The 1,078-nt window shown below is 44.5% G+C and carries 1 protein-coding gene; it reads right to left on the reverse strand.

The genetic code is table 11. The features are described from left to right. Positions 1 to 1,078 (reverse strand): DUF5696 domain-containing protein (locus tag AC29Z1_RS17075; protein ID WP_488272648.1); only part of this gene is annotated, 1,078 nt, incomplete at both ends.

Consider the following 1,078-nt stretch of genomic DNA (forward strand, 5'->3'; position numbering starts at 1 on the left):
TTCGCTGGCATCCTTCGCAATTTTCATCAGCCAATCCGACATCCGCCCGCTAGTTATCTGCTTATAAAACTTTGATTCCTTCAGCAAATGCTCGTTTTCACCAAACACTTCATACTGAAGGGCTGATCCGGTTTCTACTGCGAACAAAAATCCTTTGCGGTAATCTGCGCTGAAATTAATGGCTTCCACCGAAACCGGTATAATCCCCTTGAGTGCAATCTGATAAAAAGGCACATCTTTGGTGGTGCTGTCAAATTTGCTGGATGAGCCTGGCGTATTGGTAACAATATCCGCATATTTTAAGGAATAGCCCGCGGCTGAGGATAACAATATTTCCGTTCCGGATTTCTTGAATTTCGAAAACACTTCTCCCCAAATCTCCTCGGCCTCATCCCTGCTTACATAGTTCCTGCCAAAATCGGAATACAGCTTTTGGCCGAAGGAAGTCAGCCCGATTCTTGATATATCCCATTTGTCCATGGATTTTATCAACCGATCGGTGAGCTTAGCAAACCTTGCCGGCGACAACAGGAATATCCCTTCCGAAAGTATCGCCGAATTGTTGTTAAGTCTATACTGGTACTGCATTGCAGGCTGTTTTTGTATGGACCTTGCAGCAGCATTTGTTCCATATCCCAGGCTTGTTTTGCGGATATCCGTTAAATTAAAATCAGGGTAAAACATTATTTCGTTATCGACGCAATACTGCAAGAGGGCATTAAAATCGGATTTGCCCCCAAGGCGCCCTTCAGGATTTACCACAGTTTGGACTTTATGCAAATCCCCACCCTTTTGCCAGTTTGTGTACTGCAAGCCTATCTTGTCAACCCCTTCAGCCTTGAGAGCTTGCAAAAACTCAACAGCAGAATCAAAGCCAGTAAGGGGCTGAACCCTGTTTACAGGAAACCCGAGTACATTTGTGGTAACCTTTATTCCGCCGAGCATGTTGAGATAAACCGGGTTTATTTCTTTTTTAGGAATTACCCCGGCTTCTTCCACCAGATACTGGCGGTAAGTTTCGGCCATGCCAACATAGTTGGCCTTCTCATTGTTTAAAAACTGATATCTGACTGTATGC

The sequence above is a fragment of the Sporomusa sp. genome, assembly GCF_057736855.1.